Here is a 19309-nt window from a genome sequence, read left to right on the forward strand (position 1 = left end):
CCTTGGTCAGGCTCGGCAGAACGGCTCAGCCCCGGGATCGGGCCTTCCGCCGCCGGCTGGCCAGGATCGGCCCGACCTGCGCGACGACGCCGGGACGCATCATGTGCTCATGCCGGCAGGCGATCTCGCACTCCTCGATATGCCCGCGGACGTGTGGCCGCCACGTCTCGACGGTCTGAAGGTTGACCGGCTGACTCAAGGTCGCCGAGAAGAACAGCAGGTCGCCGCCGAAGGGTTCGGGGCGGTAGCGGCGGCCGGCCGACAGGTTGTTCGCGGTCACCTTCAGCAGGGCGGTAACCCGTTCCTCGCTCCAGTCGGTCAGTGCCCCACCCGCCCGGCGGATGATCTGCACCACCCGCTCGTCGTCCAGTGATTCACCGTCGAGCAGCTTCGGGTCGTACCCGAAATCGGAGAGTACGACGTCGAGCAGGACCCGTCGGTGCTCCTCGGTGTGCAGTTCCGGGTCGCTCGGGTACGCGTCGAGCAGTGCCAGCAGCTCCACCTCCGCGCCCCGGCGTTCCAGCTCGGTGGCGGTGGCGTAGGCGATAATCCCGCCCAGTGACCAGCCGAGCAGGTGGTACGGCCCGCCGGGGTGTAGCGCGATGATCCGGTCGGCATAGCCGGCGGCCATCTCCGCCACGGTTGCGGGCAGCGGTTCCGGGCAGGTCAGACCGGGTGACTGCAGCCCGTAGACGGGATGGTCGGCGTCGATGTGCCGCAGCAGTACCGAATAGCACCAGCTGAGTCCGGTCACCGGCGGCAGGCAGAACAGCGGGACACCGGCACCCCCGCTACGCAGCGGCAGTACCCCGTCCAACGCGCCCGGACCGCTCTGCCGGTCGACCCGGGCGGGTGTGACCGGGCCGGTCCCGGAGCCACCCGGGATGATGTCGCAGCCGGTCAGTCGGCTGGCGAGTCCGGCCACGGTCGGCCACTCGAAGACTGCTCGAAGGTCCAACTCGACCGCGAACACGGTGCGGATCCGGCTGGCCAGGCGGGCCGCATGCAACGAGTGCCCACCCAGGTCGAAGAAGCTGTCGTCCACGCCGACCAGCGGCAGGTCCAGCACCTCGGCGAAGAGCCCACACAGCACCACCTCGTGGCGGGTACGTGGTGCCCGCCCGGACACCGTCGTGGTGACGGCGACGGCCGGCAACTCGCCACGGTTGACCTTGCCGTTCGGCGTCAACGGCAGTGCCGGTAACACCACGAGTGCCGCCGGCACCATGTAGGCGGGCAGCCGGGTGGCCAGGTACGCCCGTACGGCGTTCGGGTCCGGCTCCGGCCCGCCGGCCTCGGGCGCGAGGTAGCCGACGATCCGCTGTTGGTGGCCCTGGTCCGCCCGGACGACCACGGCGGCCTGGGCCACCTCGGGATGCCCGGTCAGCGCCGATTCGATCTCGCCGAGTTCGATCCGGTTGCCCCGGATCTTCACCTGGTCGTCGGTCCGGCCGACGAACACGAACTGCCCGTCGGGCAGCTGACGCATCCGGTCACCGGTGCGGTACATCCGGCTGCCGGCGGGGCCGTACGGGTCGGGAAGGAACTGTCGCGCGGTGAGCCCGGGCCGGTTCAGATAGCCGTGGGCCAACTGCGTACCGGCAAGGTACAGCTCGCCGACCGCCCCGACCGGCACCGGTTGGAGCGCCTGGTCGAGCAGATAGGCCCTGGTGTTCCAGGCCGGCCTGCCGATCGGCACGCCACCGGCCGGATCGCCGGGCTCATCGCCGGCCCAGGCGGTCACCGCGACCGCCGCTTCGGTCGGGCCGTACAGGTTGTGCAGGCCAGGTCCGACAACCTCCGCGTACCGCGCCGCCAACTCGGCGGGCAGCATCTCCCCGATACACAGGGTCCGGCGCAGCGTCGGGCAGCTCGCGGCCCCGGGCTCCTCGAGGAACTCACGCAGCATCGACGGAACGAAGCCGGCGGTGGTGACCGCCCCGTCGCGGATCAGGTCGGCGAGGTAGCGCGGATCCCGGTGTCCGTCCGGCCGGGCCAGCACCGTGCCGGCACCGACCAGCAACGGCCAGAAGAACTCCCACACGGATACGTCGAAACTGGCCGGTGTCTTGATCAGAACCCGGTCCGCCGGGGTGAGTTGGAACCGGTCCTGCATCCACAGCAGATGGTTGACCACCGCCTGGTGCGGGACCACGACGCCCTTGGGTCGTCCGGTGGAGCCGGACGTGTACAGGACGTACACCGGGTGTTCCGGAGCGAGCGGTCGACACCGGTCATCGTCGTCCGGGTCGCTCGTCGGTTGTGCTGCCAGCGCCTGCTCGGTAGTGGCCAGGTCCAACACGATCGGCTGCGGCCCGACTCCGGGCAGCTCGACCATGGCGGCCCGGGTGGTCAGGATCTGCTTCGGACGGGCGTCGTCGAGCAGGAAGGTCTGCCGGTCGGCTGGTTGAGCGAAGTCCAACGGCAGGTAGGCGGCACCGGACTTGAGGGTCGCCAGCAGTGCCACCACCAGCTCGATCGACCGGGGCACCGCGACCGCCACGACATCGCCCGGTCCGGTGCCCCGGTCGATCAACTCGTACGCCAACCGGTTGGCCCGGGCATTCAGCTCGGCGTAGGTCAACGTCACCTCCCCGGACGTGACCGCCGACGCGTCGGGCGAACGCCGTACCTGTGCCGCCAACAGTTCCGGGAGCACCGTACGGGGCACCGGGTGCGTGGTGTCGTTCCAACGTACGAAAATCTGTTCCCGTTCGGTGGGGTCGAGCAGCTCCACCGCATCGATCCTGCTGTCCGGCAGGGCGCACAGCGTCTCCAGTAGTCGAATGAATCGATCCTGGTGCGTGGCGATCCCGGCGAGGTCATAGAGTTCGGGATTGGCGGTGAAGTCGATCCGTACCTGGCCACTGGTCAGATCGCCGTAGACGTCGATCGAAAGGTCGTCGACCGGCCCGGATTCGAGAACGTGCGCCACGGTCGGTAGGCCCGCCATCGGCTGTTGGTAATCGAAGGGCATGAGGTTCACCGACGGTCCGTACAGCCGATGTCCGGTGCCGGTCGCCTTGAGGTCGACCCGTAGATCCTCCAACCGGTAACGCTGGTGCCGCAGCAGTTGGCGGACTTCGCTACCGGTCTGCTCGGTGATCTCCGCAAAGGTCATCGTGGGCGCTACCGGTAGACGCAACGGGAGGATGGTCATCATCATGCCCGGCGTACGTTTGGCCAGTCTGCCCCAGCGCCCGGTCACGGGGAACCCGAGGATCACATCCGATGCCCCGGTAAGCCGGTGCACGTAGACGGCCACCGCAGCGACGACCGCATTGGACCAGGTCCCGGGGGGCAGCGCCGCACGCAACCGTTCGATGCTGGCCGCAGGAAGGTCCACCCGTCGGCGTAGCACGCGGTGCGACGCCGGCGCCTGTCGGCCCGACAGGCCTACCGGTTGCGGCCGGTCGGCGAACCTGGCCAGCCAGAACTCCCGGTCCGCCGCGAACCTCTCCGACGCGCGATACGCCGCTTCCTCCGCCCAGACCTGGGGCAGCGACCCGAGGACGGTCGGTGGACAGGCAGCGCCGGTGAGGGCCGCCGCGTAGATCTGCGTGGTGCGCGCGGTGAAGAGGGAGAACGCGTACGCGTCCAGAATCAGGTGGTGGAAGCGCAGATAGTAGAAGTGCAGATCCTCGGCGATTCGCAACAGGGCGACCTGCAACAGTGGGTCATCGATGAGGCTGACCGGGCGGGCGAGATCGTCGGCCATCCAGGATCGTGCCGCCGCGACCGGGTCGGACTCACCACTCATGTCGATCACGGCTACCGGCAGGTCGACCTGCCGGCCGATCGACTGCCAGGGATCGCCACCCTCCTCGCCGAAAACCAGTCGAGCGGCCTCCGATTCCATGACTGCCCGGCCCGCCGCGCTTTGTAGCAGCGGCAATACGATCGGCCCGTGGATTTCGGTGTAGCCGCCAATGTTGTAGGCCGGATTCGCCGCATCCAACCGTTGACCGAACCAGATACTGGACTGGGCGGTCGACAGGGGCCAACGAGAGTCAGACACGATAATCCACCTCGCGCTCGCGGACACCCCAATTCCCCGAATGCCCGAACGGGTACACGGGGATCCTGTCCATTCGAGAAGTCCGCGTCAACCCCGACCGGCGGCGACGTCACCGACGGGACGGATCAGCCGGCCACCGTACACGCGCCTGTCATGACATTCGCGCCAGCCTCACCACCACAGCAGGTACGTGAACGCTTGCCCAGCGAGACCGAACTGACCGAGTTCGTTCACATATGCGCAGATTGCGTTAATTGGCCACCGACGATGGATGTGCCAACTTTCCAGCGACTGACACCTTTCGACATGACTCACAATGCTGGGCACCAGTTGCCGGAAACAGCCAAGATAGGAATGACCCGACCAGAAAGCAGAAGATCAACCCCGCCAAATGTCATCTTTACCTCGCATGGCCACGCTGGTAACATCCTTGGCATTCGAAAAACGGGCCAACGCCTAAACAATTCTTCAGGCAAGGGCGGTAACAGGTGGCCGTCATTATCGGGTCAGATAATCAGGACCTCACGAAAACCTTGACACAAAGCAATTCGGCTCGCCTGTCCCACAGCAATACAAACCTTTACCGTCCCATTGAATCGGAAACCTCTGCGACAACAATTTGGCCGTCAGGTGGCACCCACGTGTCACCGAGCCGGTGATGGTGCCGCCCCTCCGCCGACACGTCCTGCACGCGCACCTGCGGACGTGGCGGCCGTACACCCTCTGGTACATCGGTCTGGTCGGCCTGGCCGGGGCCGGCGTCACCGCCGGTCGGCACGACTGGTGGCGACTGGTCGCTGCCTGGGCCACCCCGACGATCGGTTGGATCGGCGGCCACTACCTGAGCGACTACTTCGACCGGAACCTGGACGCGATCAGCAAGCCACACCGACCCATCCCGTCCGGGCAGCTCTCGCCCCGGGCCGCACTGATCTGCGGAATCGTCTGCCTGGCCGGGGTGGGTGGGTTGTCCATCGCCGGCTCCTGGTACGCCGTGCTGATCGCCGTGCTGGCCGCCGCCTCGATCGTCGCCTACGGCCGTGGGCTCAAGGCCCGTGGGCTGGCCGGCAACGTCGTCCGGGGGGCACTGGGCACACTGACCCTGCTGTACGGAGCGGCGATGGTCGCCGCACCGGCACAGTGGACGCTGGTGCCCTTCGTGTTGACGTTCTGGGCCCATGACATCTCGTCCAACCTGGTCGGAACCCTGCGGGACGTGACCGGTGACCGGGCGGGTGGCTACCGGACCGTGCCGGTACGACACGGCATCCGGGTCGCCGTCCTCACCGCGCTGGCGTGGTACTGCGTCGCACTACTGGCGGCCACCCTCGGGGGCTGGACCGTCGAACACCAGCCGGCCCGGACGGCGTACCTGGTCGCACTGGTCCCAGCCGTCGCACTGGGCCTGGCCGCCTTCCGGAGCCTGCTGGCACAGCAGCACCGACTGTCGATGCGTACCGCGCTTCGGGCACACGAGTTGCTCGTGTTGGAACGGGTCTGGCTGGCCGCCACGGTGGTCGGCCTGGGACTGGGCATGACCTTGGCCGGGCTGCTGCTGGCACCGGCGTTGGCCATGACCTGGTGGACGCAGTCCAACCTGCGGGCCGGCTACGAATTCGGTCCGGCATCGACCGGGGGGACCCGGGTGCCGACCGAGGAGGCCGCTGTCCGCCGGTCACCGCACCAACCGTCCACTCCCGACTGAGAGGGAAACCGCAATGCCGTCCTTACTCATCGACCGGGTCAGTCGGGCCATCGAGGCTGGTGCCGAGGAACTGCTCCGACACCAGCGGCCGGACGGGGCGTTCGTCGACGACCCACCGGGTTCGATCCTCGGCACGGCCGGCGCGATCACCGCCCTGCACCGGGCCGATCCGGCGGGCTCCTCGACCCTGGTCGGCCAGGGCGCCGCCTGGCTGCGGGCGCACCAACGAGCCGATGGCGGCTGGGGCGGGGTCGTCGGCGCCGACAGTGAGTCGGTCGCCACCGCGTTCGCCACCGCCGCCCTACGGATCACCTCGGCCACCGACAGCGCCGAGGCGGTACGGGCCGGCCGACGAGCGCTGGCCGCGTTCGGTGGAGTCGCTGCGGTAACCGACCTCGCGGTCAACCATCTCTGCCGGCAGTTCCTCTCGCTGGCCGGACTACCCGAGGCGGGACGGCTGCGCCGGCTGCCGCTGGAGATCGTACGGTTCGACGACCTGCGACGCCGACGGATCTCCTTCCGTACCGCACCGTTCGTCGCGTTGGCCCTGATGCAGACCCGCACGCTGCCGGCCGGTCCACTACGGCGGGCCAGCCTCCGTCGCGCCCAGCCGGCAGCACTGCGACTGCTCGAGGCGATCGACGAACACGAGGGACACACCGGGGACTTCAGCGAGGACCCCTGGCCGGCGGCCCTGGTCTGCCTCGGCCTGTCCCACGCGGACCTGGCCCCCCATCTGGTCTCGTCGATCGTCGGCTTCCTGCGGCGGTCGGTACGCCCGGACGGCTCCTGGGACGCGGTCACCAACCTCGACCTGACCCGATCCGCGTTCGCCGCCACCGGCCTGATCGCCGCCGGCTACGGCAACGATCCGCGCCTCGCCCGTACCCGGGAACTCTTCCACCGCTGCCAACAGCAGCAACCGTTCACGGTGCTCGGTGTCCCCGCCGGTGGCTGGAGCTACTGCTGTGCCCGGGGCTGGCCGGTCACCCTCGAATCAGCCGAGATCGTGGCCGCGCTCACCGGCTTTCCCGATCACGGCAACGACCCGGCCCTGCGGCGAGGGGTGGAATGGCTGCTCGACCGGCAGGACCAGCGGGGGTCGTGGAGTCTGTGGGTCCGCGACACCAAACTCGCCAACGACGGTCCCTGTCCCGGCATCACCAGCCAGGGAATCGTGGCACTACGCGACGCCGGGCACGGCCCGGACAGCGCACCGGTCGCAGCCGCCGCCCGGTGGCTGCTCACCCGGCAACGCCCGGACGGGACGTTCGAGAACCTGTGGTACCGGGACTTCACCTCGGGCACCGCCATGGTCCTCGACGCCCTCGCCCACGCCGGCCACGGTGCCCATCCGGTCAGCGTACGGGCCCGCGACTGGCTGTTGCGTACGCAGCTCGACGACGGATCCTGGGGATCCGGCAACTCTCCGGCCGGCTCGGTCGAGGAGACCGCGTGGACGGTCCACGCCTTGCTGGCCTCGGGCTCCACCGCCGCCGACGAACCGATCCAACGCGGCGTCGGCTGGCTGCTGGACACCCAGCAGCCCGACGGTGCGTGGCCGGCCGCCCGGGTGTGCGCCTACATCCGGCAGCACATGCACTATCCGAACGGGGCGATCACCCGTGGGCTCGCGCTACGGGCGCTGTCCGCCTACCGTATCCGCGTCCGGGGTAACGTGTGACCGGCGTCGACGTGGTGGTGTGTGGGGCCGGCGCCGGTGGTCTGGCGGCTGCCCAGGCGCTCGGCCGGCTCGGGCTGGCCGTACTGGTGCTGGACCGCCGGGCGGCCCCGGCCGAGGTGGCCAAGGGCGAACTGCTCCAACCCGAGTCGGTACGCATCCTCGACGAATGGTCGGCCCTGCCCGCGCTGCGGGCCGGTGGTGCCGTCGCCGTGGACCGACTGGCCATCCGGGATCCGGCCGGGACGATGCTGCTCCCCCTGGACTACACCGACCTGCCCGGCGAGTACCACCAGATCCTGTGCACCGAGTATCCGAACCTGCTGCGTGCCCTGGCCGACGGGCTGGCACCGACCGTGGAGGTACGCCGGCCGGCGCTGGTCGAAGGCGCACTACGTGACGAGCAGGGCCGGATCAACGGCGTACGGGTGGTCGAGGCCGGCCGACAACGGGACATCCGGGCCCGGTTGGTGATCGCCGCCGACGGAATGTCCTCCCGGCTACGCAAGGCGGCCGGCATCCCGATGCGTCGGCAGCAGTACGAGCACCGGCTACTCGCCTTCGAGGTACCCGCTGCGCCGGCCGACGCCGAGGTCTGCGCCTACCTCACCGACCGGGGTCTCCGGTTGGTGTACCCGCTGCCCGGTGGCCGCAGTCGGCTCTACGTACAGGTGCGACCGGAGGAGCTGCGGGACGGCACGATGGCGGACCTGACCGGCTGGTGCGACCGGTTGCTGAGCGAGATGCCCGCTCTCGGTCCGCTGGCCGGACCGCTACGGGCCAGCCTGTCCCGACGCCAGACGTTGACGATCTGCCGGTTGCGTACGCCGCAGCTGTCCGCCCCCGGGCTGGCCCTGGTCGGCGAGGCCGCGCACGCGGTCCATCCGATGGCCGCCCAGGGCATCAACAGTTCGCTGGCCGACGCACAGGCCCTGGGCACCCTGATCGGGGCGCTCGACGACACCGGTCCCACCACGCTGGACCGGGCACTCCGGGACTACCAGCGGATCCGGCTGCGCCGGCTCGACCACACCGCGACGGTCAGCCACAACGCGGCACGGATGCTGACCACGACCACGGGCCCGGCCCGGATGCTCGGGCGTCGGATGATGCGGCACACGGCCGCGAACCAGCGCCTGCTGCGGCTGACCGCCGGCAACCTGTCCGGGGTCGACCTGCACCCGCTCAGCGCTGTCGACCGGCTCTATCAGCTCGGTCTGCTGACCGACCGGCGTGCGAACGCGACCCCTTCCCATCCGGCGAGAAACGGCGGTGAACCCAAGTGAGTCCGGCCCCCGACGCGGTGGATCGCGTCAGTGACCTTTCGATGAACGAGACACCCTATCCTCCGCTGCCGAACGTACGGCGGATCGTCGAGGACGGGGCGGGTCGGATCAACCGGTATCCCGACCACGCCACCGGTGCGCTGCTGGCGGCGCTGTCCGCCCGGCTGGAGGTGCCGCAGGCACAGATCGTGGTCGGGCCGGGTTCGGCCGGGCTGTGCCAGCACCTCATCCAGGCGCTCGGTCCGCAGCGCGGGGAGGTCGTACACGCCGCGCTGTCGTTCGAGGCGTACCCCCTGCTCATCGCGAACGCCGGGGCACGTCCGGTGCCGGTGCCGCTGGCCGGCTACCGCCACGACCTGGCAGCAATGGCTGCCGCGGTGACCCCCGACACGCGTTGTGTGCTGTTGTGCAATCCCAACAATCCGACCGGCGCGGTGCTGCACCGAGCCGAGATCGACGAGTTCCTGGACCGGCTGCCACCGGAGGTAATGGTGATCGTCGACGAGGCCTACCGGGAGTTCGTCACCGACCCGGACGTGCCGGACATGGTGCAGCATGCGAAGGGGCGGGAGAACGTCTGCGTGCTGCGTACCTTCTCCAAGGCGTACGGGCTGGCGGCGCTGCGGGTCGGATACGCGGTGGCACCGCCGGGCGTCGCCACCGCAACCCGGATGCTCGGTGGGGTCTTCTTCCCCAACAGCTTCGGCCAGGCGGCGGCGGTCGCCTCACTCGACACGGTCGCCGAGGCCGAACTGGCGACCCGCTGCGCCGAGCTGGCCAGGTACCGGCAGCAGCTGACCGAACGGCTGCTCGGACTGGGCCTGCCGGTGGCGCCCAGCGAGGCGAACTTCGTCTGGCTTCCCCTCGGCACGGACGCGGAGCCGTTCACCGAACGGTGCCGACGGGCGGGCATCCTCGTCCGTGGATATCCCGGACTGGGCGTACGGGTAACCGTCGGGGACACCGGGGCGAACGAACGGCTGTGTGCCGTGGCGAGTAACTTCGTCTCGACCGGCCTGTCGGCGGTGGTGTCGTGACCGACGCCAACATTCCGACCGACGCCAACGTTCCGACCGACGCCAACGTTCCGACCGACGCCAACGTTCGGACGGACGGGCAGCCGGGTGGCCGGCCCCGGCTGAGCGTGACGATCCCGGTGTTCAACAACGGGCACCTGCTGGCGATGGCGCTCGACGCCCTCACCCGGCAGAGCATGCCACGCGACGAGTTCGAGGTGATCCTCGTGGACGACGGCTCCGAGCCGTCGCTCGAGCCGGTGGTCGCCCCGTTCACCGGAACCCTGCCGCTGACCTACCTTCGGCACAGTCCGAACCGGGGCCGGTCGGTCGCCCGCAACCGGGCCATCGCCGAAGCCCGGGGCGACGTGGTGCTCCTCCTCGACGCGGACCACTGCGCGCATCCGGATCTGCTGCGCCGGCACTGGGAGTTCCACGCCGCCCGTGGGCTACGCCCCGGTGTCCTGTTGGGCCGCAGCATCGTCGTCGACTGGGCAGCCATCGACGCACTGAAACAGGGCCGGAATCCGGAGCCGCCCATGCTCGGCGACTACCGTGAGGACGTACGGGACTACCTGTTCGCCTCCCCGCATCGTCGTCGCGACTTCGCCCGCGCCCCGTGGGTGTACGCGCACACCAACAACGCCTCGGTCGACCGGGCCACCCTGTTGGCGGTCGGTGGCTTCGACGAGAACCTGGTCACCTGGGGTGGCGAGGACAACGAGCTGTTCTACCGGCTGTTCCACCACCATGGTCGGGACCCCGACCTGTTCGCGATCGGTGACGACGCGATCACCTACGATCTGCCGCACTTCCGGTCCTGGCGGGTGCTGATGGCCCAGCTCGCCGAGAACGTCAAGCACATCGCCCGCAAGCATCCCCGTTACGACATCGAGTTCTTCGGTTTCCCTGGGCTCTGGTCCAATGCGGTACGACGGATCGCCTGGTTCGAGGACGCGTTGGACGCCTCCCGGGCCCATGGACTGGGTCGGGTCGACCAACTGCCCACCGCCTACCAGCGGGAGCTGGCCGGCAAGAACTGCCTGTTGATCGGGCACGGCGCCAGCAAGCTCGACCTCGGGCCGGACTCGGTCACGTTCGACCACGACGCCCCGGCCGGTGCGGGCAACCTGCACCTGGCCGGCCTGCTGACCCCGTTCGAGGACGCCCGGTTCAGCCGGGTGGTCAGCGTCGACCTGTGGCGCTTCCTCACCCCCGAGGACCTCGGCGGATTCCTGGAGGAGGCGATGCGGCTGGCCGGCCGGGTGGACTTCGTCTGCACCGACCTGGGCATCCCACCGACTGCGATGCTGCCCCTGCCGTTCGTCAGCGACCTCGCCTTCCTGCGTACCACTGTCGAGCCGTATCTCCTGGTCGGGCAGACCAGCGCCGGCGGCTGCGAGATCCTCACCATCGCGGGGACACGCTGATGCCGATGTCGCACCTGGACGGTCCGAGCGGATCGGGCAGGGCGACGGCCCGTTGGGAGCAGCCATGCGGGTGCTGATGGTCACCTGGGGTTGGCCCTCGCACTTCTACCCCCTCGTGCCACTCGGCTGGGCGCTGCGGGCAGCCGGGCACGAGGTACGGGTGGCCGGGCAGCCGGCCCAGGTGCAGGCGATCGTCACCGCTGGCCTGCCCGCCGTACCGGTCGGTGCCGACCTCGACTTCGCGGAGGTGTTCGGCGGTCAGGTCGGCCGGGTCGCCAGCCGATCCGGCGACGCCGGGAGCCGATCTGGCGACGCCGCCAGCCCGGAGACGACCCGGCCCCACTCCGGGATCGACGTCGAGCCCGTGGTGACCCCGGACGGTGGTGTGGTCCGGTTCGCCGACGCCATGCTCGACGACCTGGTGGCGTACGGCCGGCACTTCCAGCCGGATCTGATCGTCTACGAGCCGTTCAACCTGGCCGGTTCGCTGGCCGCCGCCGCACTGGGCGTGCCCGACGTACGGCTGCTGTGGGGGCCGGACTCGAGCATCGAACTCGACCTCGACGAGGACCTGATCCTCGGGCCACGGGCGGCGCGGCTCGGCATCGACCGGGTACGGCTCACCGGGACACTGACCCTCGACCCGTGTCCGGCCCCGATGCAGGTGCCGATCGACGCGCCCACCCATCCGATGCGGTTCGTGCCTTACAACGGCACGGCGGTGGTGCCGGCCTGGTTGCGGGAGCCGGCGACCCGGCCCCGGGTCTGCGTCACCTGGGGCACCATGATGGCGGCCCTCGGCCTGGCCGACCTGGTCGGCGCACCCAGGGTGGTGCATGCGCTCGCCGCGCTGGACATCGAGGTGGTCGTGGCGCTGGCGGCGACACAGGTCGCGGCGCTCGGCGACCTGCCGGCGAACGTACGGGTCGCTCGGTCCCCACTGGCGCTGCACCTGGTGCTGCCGACCTGCCAGGCGCTCGTCCACCAGGGCGGTGCCGGCACGACCATGACCGGCCTGGCCTGTGGTGTCCCGCAGTTGGTGTTACCGCAGGTCAGCGATCAGCATTTCAACGCCGACCGGCTGGCCCGCACCGGCGCCGGCCGGCAACTGGCGGCCGACGAGGCCGAACCGGACGTGATCCGGGACCGGGTGGTGGACCTGTTGGAGCGCGACCAGTGGCGGGACTCGGCCCGGGAGATGCGCCGACGGTTCGAGGCCCGGCCCAGCCCGGCCGACCTGGTTCCGGTACTCGGGCAACTAGCGGAGACCGCCCACGCGGCGGGCGTACCGACCCAGCTCATCTGACACGGCTACTCCGGAGGACCCCATGACCGACCAAGCACCCCTGTCGTATCCGGTCGCGCCCTCACCCTCGATCTACCATCCGTCACCACAGCTGACCGAGCTACGGGAACGGTGCCCGGTGACCCCGGTGGTGATGTCCGACGGGTCGCCGGCGTGGCTGGTCACCCGGTACGCCGACGTCCGCCAGGTGCTCACCGACGCACGCTTCAGCCGGGCGGCGGCGCGGGGCGACGACGCACCGCCCAAGGAACTGGGCGCGTTGGAGACCGAGTCCCTGATCGGCATGGACCCGCCGGAGCACACCCGACTGCGCCGGCTGGTCGCCCGGGCCTTCACCCCCCGGCGGGTCGAGCAGTTACGCCCCTGGGTGGCCGGTCTGGTCGACGAGCTGATCGACCGGATGACGACCCTGCCCCGCCCGGTCGACCTCGTCGAGCACTTCTCGACCCCATTTCCGGTCCAGGTGATCAGCGAGTTGCTCGGCGTACCCGAGGCTGACCGGCAGCACTGCAAGGCCTGGTCGGACACGATGATGGGTGACTGGCAACGCGACCCGGAGGGCACCCAGGCGGCCCTCGACGGCTTCGCGCGCATGATCGCCGCCAAACGCGCCGAGCCGGCCGACGATCTGATCACCGCGCTCATCCAGGCCCGTGACGAGCACGACAAACTGTCCGAGCATGAGCTGGTGTCGGTCTGCGTCGGTGTGCTCATCGGCGGTCACGAGACCACCACCAATCAGATCAACATGTCGCTCCTCACGTTGATGCACCATCCCGACCAGCTCGAACGCCTGCGGGCCGACCCGGATGGGATCACCCCGGCGGTCGAAGAGCTGATCCGGGTCATCCAGCTCGGTGACACCGGCGTGATGCTGCCCCGGATCACCACGGAGGAGGTGGAACTCAGCGGCGTCACCCTGCCCAAGGGCGCCGCGGTACTACCGGCGTTCGTGGCCGCCAACCGGGACCCGGCGGTCTTCCCCGACCCGGACCGGCTGGACCTGTCCCGCCCGAGCAACCCGCACCTGGGGTTCGGTGCCGGAGTCCACCACTGTTTGGGTGCCCAGCTGGCCCGGCTGGAGTTGCAGGAGGCGCTGCGTGGACTACTCACCCGGTTGCCCGGACTGCGGGTCGCGATTCCTGATGCCGAGCTGCGCTTCAAGTCCGGGCTGGCCGTACGTTGCCTGGAGGCGCTGCCGGTGACCTGGTGACCGCTGCGGGCCACCCGGCACCCCGGCAGGTTCCTATTCCTCGACGACACAACCTCTTCGACAGCGACCCGGCTGGGGTGGTTGCCCGCCCGTACCCGCCCCCGGGGACGGCCCGGCCGGGTCGCTGTCCGGCCCGTCCAGGTACAGGCCGACCGCAGCCCGGTTGGGCACCCGCAACTTCGACATGATCCGAGCGACGTGACACTCGACGGTACGTGGACTGACCACCAGCCGGCTGCCGATCTGCTGGTTGGTCAGGCCGATGGCGACCAGCTCGGCGACCTGCCGCTCGCGGCGGGACAACACGCCCGCCCCCGTCGAGCGGGGCAGCTGGGCGGCCAGTCTACGTTGGGCGATTCCGGCCTGCTGGGCCAGCCAACCCGCACCACACCGGGTGAACAGCTGCTTGGCCGTACCGAGCTGCTGACGCGCCGAGGCGGTGTCACCGGTGGCGGCGTACGCCTCGGCCAACTGCAACCGGGCCTGTCCTTCGCGGACCGGGGTGCCCGCCCGGGTGAAATGCTCGACCGCCGGCAGTGCGTGGCCGATCGCGTCCGGCGGTGTACCGGCCCGAAGTGCGAGCCCCGCGCTGGCCAGTTCGACGTACCCGAGCTGGGAGGCGACGTCACCGGCCAGCGTGCGGGCCCGGTCGAGTCGCGGCGGTCCGATGGCCGGCTCACCGGCCACCGCCCGGAGCGCGAAGGTGACCGCGCTGGCCGGGCCGATGGTGGTCTCCGGACCACCGGCCATGTCGGTCAGTACCGACCACCCGCCGGCACCGTCGCCGACCGCCAGGCACGCCTCCGCGACGTGGGTGCCCGCGATCGCCCGGTAGAGCGTCGAGCGGGGCGCGGCAGTGAGTCGCAGTCGGTCCAGCACCTCGGCCACCGCCTTCGGCCCCGACTGCCAAAGCAGCGGTATCAGCCCCACCGCTGTGGCCAGCGACAGGCTCTCCGCGTTCTCCTGCGCGCGGGCCAGCTCCTGTGCCTCGACGGCGTCATCCAGCGCCTCGCCGACCCGGCCCCGGCCGGACTGGACCACGGCCCGAGCGGTCAGCAGGTGCGGCACCAGGTGGGTACGGCCGTACCGTCGCGCGATCCGAAGGCCTCGTTCGGCATGTCGCAACGCCTCCTCCCGCCGGTCCACGAAGTGCTCCACCCAGGCAAGCACCGCGAACACCCCGAGGTCGTCGCGCAGGTCGCCCTCCTCGGCCTCGTCGATGACGGTCGCCGCCGTGGTGATCTCCTCCCGGGCCTGGGCCAGCGGGCCACCGGCCAGGGCGCAGGCGGCCAGCACGGTGTGTGCCGCCGCCAGGATGCCCCGTTCCTGCGCTATCGGGGAACGTACGGCGGTCCGGGCGTGGCTACTGGCCGCCGACCAGATCCCCTCGTGCATCTCGTTGATCGCCAGTTCCAGTGCCAGTTCGGTCCCGTCACGGTCCTCGCCATCCAGTTCGTCGAGTTCCCTGGTCAGCAGGGCCCGGGCCCGAGCGTGCTGGCCGAAGAGGCGTTGCACCCCGGCCAGCTTCCAGATCGCCGCGTACCGGTCGGTCGATCGCTGGTCGGCCAACTCCGACAGGACGGCGCGGGCGTCGTCGAGCTGACCGGACAACCGCAGCGCCTCGGCGTAGCGCAGCCGCAGCTTGGCCCGTAGTTCGACGAGGTCGACGCGGTCCGGCAGCGCCCCGAGCGCAACCCGCAGCCAGCGTGCGCTGGTGGCGGGTGCGGTGCCCAACACCCCGCTGGCCGCCCTGGCCAGGGTTCGCGCACCCGGGACGTCACCGGTCCGGATGCCGTGCACGAGATGATGGGCGAGCTGGACGGGCAGCACCCCGCACCCCTGTAGGTAAGCCGCTGCTCGGGCGTGTGCCCGGATCCGCCAGCCCGGACCGGACAGCCAGTAGGCGGCCATGCGAACCAGCGGATGCCGGAACCCCAGCCGCCCGTCCACCTGTCTGAGCAGGCCCCGGCCGGCCAGCACGTCAAGAGCAGCAGCTGTCCGATGTGTTGGTTGCTCTGCCACGTGGGCGAGCGCGTCCAGACTCAGATTCGGCCCGAGCACTGCCGCTGCCTGCAGTACCTCCCGCTCGACCTGTTCCAGGCAGCACAAATCTGTTTCGATGGCCCGGCGGACCATCGAACCTGGATTCACCTCCGGTAAATCCCCTCCGGCCAGCGCGTCCAGACTCGCCGGGTCGAGATTGTCGAGAATCTCCAGGTAAAGCGGATTCCCGCCGGCAAGCTGCTCCAGCAACCGACTCCGGGCGGCCTCATGTACCTCCAGCCAGGAATCCACATCGGCTGTGGACAGCGGAGACAGCGACAAATGCAGCGGTGGCGGATCGGCTCGGCCGATCGCCTCGGTTAGCCGCTGCGGATACTGCCCGCACCGGACGGTAAGCACAAATACCAGCGGCCCCACCGGTGGATGTCGCAGAATATACGCCAGCAAATCGATGGAGGCGCCGTCGGCCAGGTGCACGTCGTCAAAGAGCAGCACCGCACCGGCGGGCTGAGCCGCCACCGCCAACAGGCTGCATACCCTACGGTGCGTCCGGAACTGCTCGGCGCGGTCGACCGGCCCACGGGAGGCGATTTCCACACAGGTGGTCAACGTGGCCAATGGCCCGATCCCGGGGTCGGTGGCAGCACCCAGCACGTCGAGGAACAGTCCGTACGGGACCTCCCGCTCGAACTCGGTGGCCCGGCCGGCCAGCACCCGCGTTCTGCGTCGACGCGCCCGGTGTGCGTACTCGGTGAGGAGTCGGGTCTTGCCGATGCCCGCGTCCCCGTCGACGACCACCACCCGGGCCGAGCCGCTGGCCGGCCCGAGCAGCTGCGTCATTCGGGCCAACTCTTCGTCACGACCAATCAGTGGTGAATTTCCGCCCGGGCCGGACGTGTCCTGAATTGACCGCACGGCAGGATGAGATGACTCCGACACCAACGAACCTCCGAGAGGGAATGGATGGCGGTGCCGGACAGATAACCCCATTTGCGCCGCGCGCGGTAGATCGAAAGTTCCAGAAGTAGATTACTCCAACGGCTGATTGACAGATGGACACGTATACGCCATCTGCACGCCGCCGGTGACAGCATCCGTAAAACTACGTAATCGCGCCACGACTGCTTGTGCGATTCACCCGGCTCCAGGAAAAGTCTCCGTTGCCGCCGGTCCGTCCCACCGTACGGCTGCTGGGAGGCCCCGATTTCATGAACCAGACGTCTCCGCCATCGACCGCGCTTCAGGCTCGTCCCCGACTCCGGGACGATGTGGTCTGGCTAGAAAATGATCAAGGTGTGTACGTACGTAGCGCCCACGCGTCGATGGTGCTCAGAGGCAGCACCGCATACCAGTTGATGTCGACCGTGAGTCCGCACCTCACCGGTGAGCACACCGTCGCCGAGCTCTGCGACGGGCTGCCGCAACCACAGGCCACCGCGGTGACGAACCTGGTGCAGGCGCTACTGGACCGGGGCATGGCCCGGGACTTCCAACATGAACGGGAAGCCTCCCTACCGGCGGCGGTCACCGCACGGTTCGCCACCCAGATCGCCTTCCTCGGCCACTTCGTGGACGATCCGGTCGCCCGGTTCCGTCGGTTCCGTGCCGCGCGGGTACTGCTGGTCGGCGCCGGCCACGCCCTACATGCACTCGGTACGGGCCTGTTGGACAACGGCCTGGCAACGGTCCGGCTGACCGCGGCGACAGCGGTCGAGTCACAACGGACAGCGCTGGCTGCCGCAGCCGAGCCGCTGGCGGCGATGGTCGTCGTCGCCGACACCGACGACGTCGCCGGCCTGGACCTGGTCGTCTACTGCGCGGACGACGCCGATCTCGCCCAGGTACGGACGTTGGCCGAGCGTTGCCGGCAGGCGGGCGTACGGTTCCTGCCCGCGGTGCTGCGCGGTCGACGGGCGGTCCTCGGCCCGCTGGGTGAACCGGGTCCGGCGGCCTGCTGGCTCTGTGCCCAGCTGAGGATGACCGCCAACGACCCGGTGGAGGTGGCGGCGGACACCTGGCGGGGCATGGCCCTGGGCCGGACCGGCACCGATCCGTCCACGGTGACCGAGGTGGTCGCCCGGATGATGGGCAACGCCGCCGCGTTCGACGCGTTCCGGCAACTTACCGGCGTCGTCGCCCCGGACACCGCAGGTGCGGTCCTGGTACAGGACACCGTCACCCTCGAGTCCAGCATCTCGCCGGTACGGCCCCACCCGCACTGCCCCGTCTGTGCCGGCACCCGTACCGCACCGACACCGGCCGGGGCGGAACCGGACGCCGGAGCCCGGGCGACGGCCAGCGACGAGGAGCACTACCGGAGGCTGAGCACGCTGGTCGACCCGACGGTCGGGGTGTTCGGTCAGTTCACCGACGACGAACTGCGACAGTCACCGCTGCCCACCGCGCGTCTGCGGGTCGGGCCGCCGACCGCGCTGGTCGACGGGGGGCGCGAGTTCGTCGCCTTCGACATCGAGACCGTGCTACAGGCACGCCTGGGTACGTTGCGGACGGCGCTGGGCTTCTACGCCGACCGGATGGCCACCGTCGAGGTCCGGCAACAGCCACCGGCCGGGTCGCAGATCGCACCCGACCGGCTGGACACCTGGGCCGGACTTTCCCTACCGGACAGCGGCTGGATCCGGGGCACGTCCCTGCTGACGAACGAGGACCGGTACGTGCCGGCAGCGGCGGTCTTCCCGTACACCCAGGCCAACCGGGACCGGGCGTACGACCGCACACCGGCCGGTGTCGGCGTCGGTCCGGACACCGATGCGGTGACCACCGCCGGTCTGCGTAGCGCCCTCGCCTACCGGGCGCTGGACGCGCTGGTACGCGGGCAGGTCGGGGTCGCCGCGCTCGATCCCGCCGGGCTCGGTGCGGACGGACGACTGGGTTTCCTGCGCGACTGCCTCGGCCACCTCGGCCACCGGGTGGTACTCCGGCTGGTCGACGGCGACGGTCCTGTTCCGGTGGTGCTGGCCGCCCTGGCGGACACCCCGGGCTGGCACGTCGGCTACGGCGCGAGCCGGTTGGACGCCGCCGGCCAGGCCCTGCGGAATCTCCTGGGCGTCGCCCAGTTCACCGCTGCCGGTGACGGCAGCGCACCGGATCTCGGCGACCCGCTCTTCACCGGGCTACCCCTGGTGATCGAGCCGACCCGGGACGGCGTCCCGGCCGAGCGCGACCCGCTGGACCGGGCAGCCCTGCTCGACGCGGTCGCCGCCACCGGCGATGCGATCTACGTAGCGACCACCCCGTACGACCTGGCCGAGACCAACAGCTACCTGGTCGGCCGGGTCCTGCTGAGCCGGTGAACCGGTGACGGGGCGAGACCACCCAGTGGGGGCATACGGGCCGAGAGGAGGTGAAAACATGCTTACTGGACAGCTGAAGAACGACCTGCTCCAGATCGAGGCCGAGACCTTCGAAATCGTCGACCTCGCCAGCACGGCGCAGGACCTGGCGACCGTGCCGGTCGACGCCGAGATCGGCATCATCGCCGACGGCGAGTACGCCGCTGCGGCGTGCAGCTCTAGCTGCTCCTGCTCGAGCTGCTGCTCCTGCTCGACGTCGAGCTGCTGCAGCACCAGCACCAGCACCTCCAGCTGCGGCTGATCGTGTGACGGGCGGTAGCCGCCGCCCGGCACACC

11 protein-coding genes are annotated in these 19309 nt (G+C 69.9%); 9 read left to right on the top strand and 2 right to left on the bottom strand.

The genetic code is table 11. The features are described 5' to 3' along the window. Positions 1 to 25: 25 nt before the first annotated feature. Positions 26 to 4018 carry an amino acid adenylation domain-containing protein gene (locus ACFQ4H_RS00375; protein ID WP_377565456.1) on the bottom strand — a complete coding sequence of 1331 codons (3993 nt, stop codon included), beginning with the start codon at positions 4016 to 4018 and terminating at the stop codon, positions 26 to 28. Positions 4019 to 4676: 658 nt separating this feature from the next. Here ACFQ4H_RS00375 and ACFQ4H_RS00380 point away from each other — a divergent pair. The 7 genes from ACFQ4H_RS00380 to ACFQ4H_RS00410 all read left to right on the top strand — a co-directional run bounded on the left by ACFQ4H_RS00380 (position 4677) and on the right by ACFQ4H_RS00410 (position 13655). Then, on the top strand, positions 4677 to 5723 hold the full coding sequence (locus tag ACFQ4H_RS00380; RefSeq protein ID WP_377565461.1) for a UbiA family prenyltransferase: 1047 nt from the start codon (positions 4677 to 4679) through the stop codon (positions 5721 to 5723). A 13-nt stretch (positions 5724 to 5736) separates the two neighbouring features. Next, the gene (locus ACFQ4H_RS00385) at positions 5737 to 7407 is read left to right on the top strand and encodes a prenyltransferase/squalene oxidase repeat-containing protein (RefSeq protein WP_377565464.1); all 1671 of its coding nucleotides are present in this window, start codon (positions 5737 to 5739) and stop codon (positions 7405 to 7407) included. After that, on the top strand, positions 7404 to 8690 hold the full coding sequence (locus ACFQ4H_RS00390; RefSeq protein ID WP_377565466.1) for an FAD-dependent oxidoreductase: 1287 nt from the start codon (positions 7404 to 7406) through the stop codon (positions 8688 to 8690). Before ACFQ4H_RS00385 ends, ACFQ4H_RS00390 begins: the two co-directional genes overlap by 4 nt. Positions 8691 to 8731: 41 nt before the next feature. After that, positions 8732 to 9727 (top strand): aminotransferase class I/II-fold pyridoxal phosphate-dependent enzyme, encoded by a 996-nt coding sequence (locus tag ACFQ4H_RS00395; protein WP_377565468.1) that lies wholly within the window; start codon positions 8732 to 8734, stop codon positions 9725 to 9727. Beyond that, positions 9724 to 11136: a glycosyltransferase family 2 protein gene (locus tag ACFQ4H_RS00400; protein ID WP_377565471.1), complete on the top strand. Its 1413-nt coding sequence runs from the start codon at positions 9724 to 9726 to the stop codon at positions 11134 to 11136. The genes ACFQ4H_RS00395 and ACFQ4H_RS00400 overlap by 4 nt, the downstream gene beginning before the upstream one ends. 64 nt (positions 11137 to 11200) lie before the next feature. Beyond that, positions 11201 to 12442 (top strand): nucleotide disphospho-sugar-binding domain-containing protein, encoded by a 1242-nt coding sequence (locus tag ACFQ4H_RS00405; protein ID WP_377565474.1) that lies wholly within the window; start codon positions 11201 to 11203, stop codon positions 12440 to 12442. 22 nt (positions 12443 to 12464) lie between these two features. Then, positions 12465 to 13655: a cytochrome P450 gene (locus tag ACFQ4H_RS00410; protein ID WP_377565477.1), complete on the top strand. Its 1191-nt coding sequence runs from the start codon at positions 12465 to 12467 to the stop codon at positions 13653 to 13655. Between the two features lie 33 nt (positions 13656 to 13688). Here the strand turns inward: ACFQ4H_RS00410 and ACFQ4H_RS00415 are convergent, their stop codons facing one another. Continuing rightward, on the bottom strand, positions 13689 to 16649 hold the full coding sequence (locus ACFQ4H_RS00415; protein WP_377565479.1) for a helix-turn-helix transcriptional regulator: 2961 nt from the start codon (positions 16647 to 16649) through the stop codon (positions 13689 to 13691). A 305-nt stretch (positions 16650 to 16954) separates the two neighbouring features. On the opposite strand from ACFQ4H_RS00415, the gene ACFQ4H_RS00420 reads away from it, so the two are divergent. Both ACFQ4H_RS00420 and ACFQ4H_RS00425 read left to right on the top strand, forming a co-directional pair. Further along, positions 16955 to 18973 (top strand): TOMM precursor leader peptide-binding protein, encoded by a 2019-nt coding sequence (locus ACFQ4H_RS00420; protein ID WP_377565482.1) that lies wholly within the window; start codon positions 16955 to 16957, stop codon positions 18971 to 18973. Between the two features lie 58 nt (positions 18974 to 19031). Then, positions 19032 to 19274 (top strand): hypothetical protein, encoded by a 243-nt coding sequence (locus ACFQ4H_RS00425; protein WP_377565486.1) that lies wholly within the window; start codon positions 19032 to 19034, stop codon positions 19272 to 19274. Positions 19275 to 19309 lie beyond the last annotated feature (35 nt).

It is taken from the genome of Micromonospora sonneratiae, assembly GCF_042679305.1.
Taxonomy (GTDB): domain Bacteria; phylum Actinomycetota; class Actinomycetes; order Mycobacteriales; family Micromonosporaceae; genus Micromonospora_H; species Micromonospora_H sonneratiae.

Bases quoted from the DNA above. Each gene is read 5' to 3' on its own strand.
- ACFQ4H_RS00380 (WP_377565461.1), top strand. From the start codon at position 4,677: ATGGTGCCGCCCCTCCGCCGACACGTCCTGCACGCGCACCTGCGGACG.
- ACFQ4H_RS00415 (WP_377565479.1), bottom strand. From the start codon at position 16,649: ATGGGGTTATCTGTCCGGCACCGCCATCCATTCCCTCTCGGAGGTTCG.
- ACFQ4H_RS00405 (WP_377565474.1), top strand. From the start codon at position 11,201: ATGCGGGTGCTGATGGTCACCTGGGGTTGGCCCTCGCACTTCTACCCC.
- ACFQ4H_RS00410 (WP_377565477.1), top strand. From the start codon at position 12,465: ATGACCGACCAAGCACCCCTGTCGTATCCGGTCGCGCCCTCACCCTCG.
- ACFQ4H_RS00425 (WP_377565486.1), top strand. From the start codon at position 19,032: ATGCTTACTGGACAGCTGAAGAACGACCTGCTCCAGATCGAGGCCGAG.
- ACFQ4H_RS00395 (WP_377565468.1), top strand. From the start codon at position 8,732: ATGAACGAGACACCCTATCCTCCGCTGCCGAACGTACGGCGGATCGTC.
- ACFQ4H_RS00385 (WP_377565464.1), top strand. From the start codon at position 5,737: ATGCCGTCCTTACTCATCGACCGGGTCAGTCGGGCCATCGAGGCTGGT.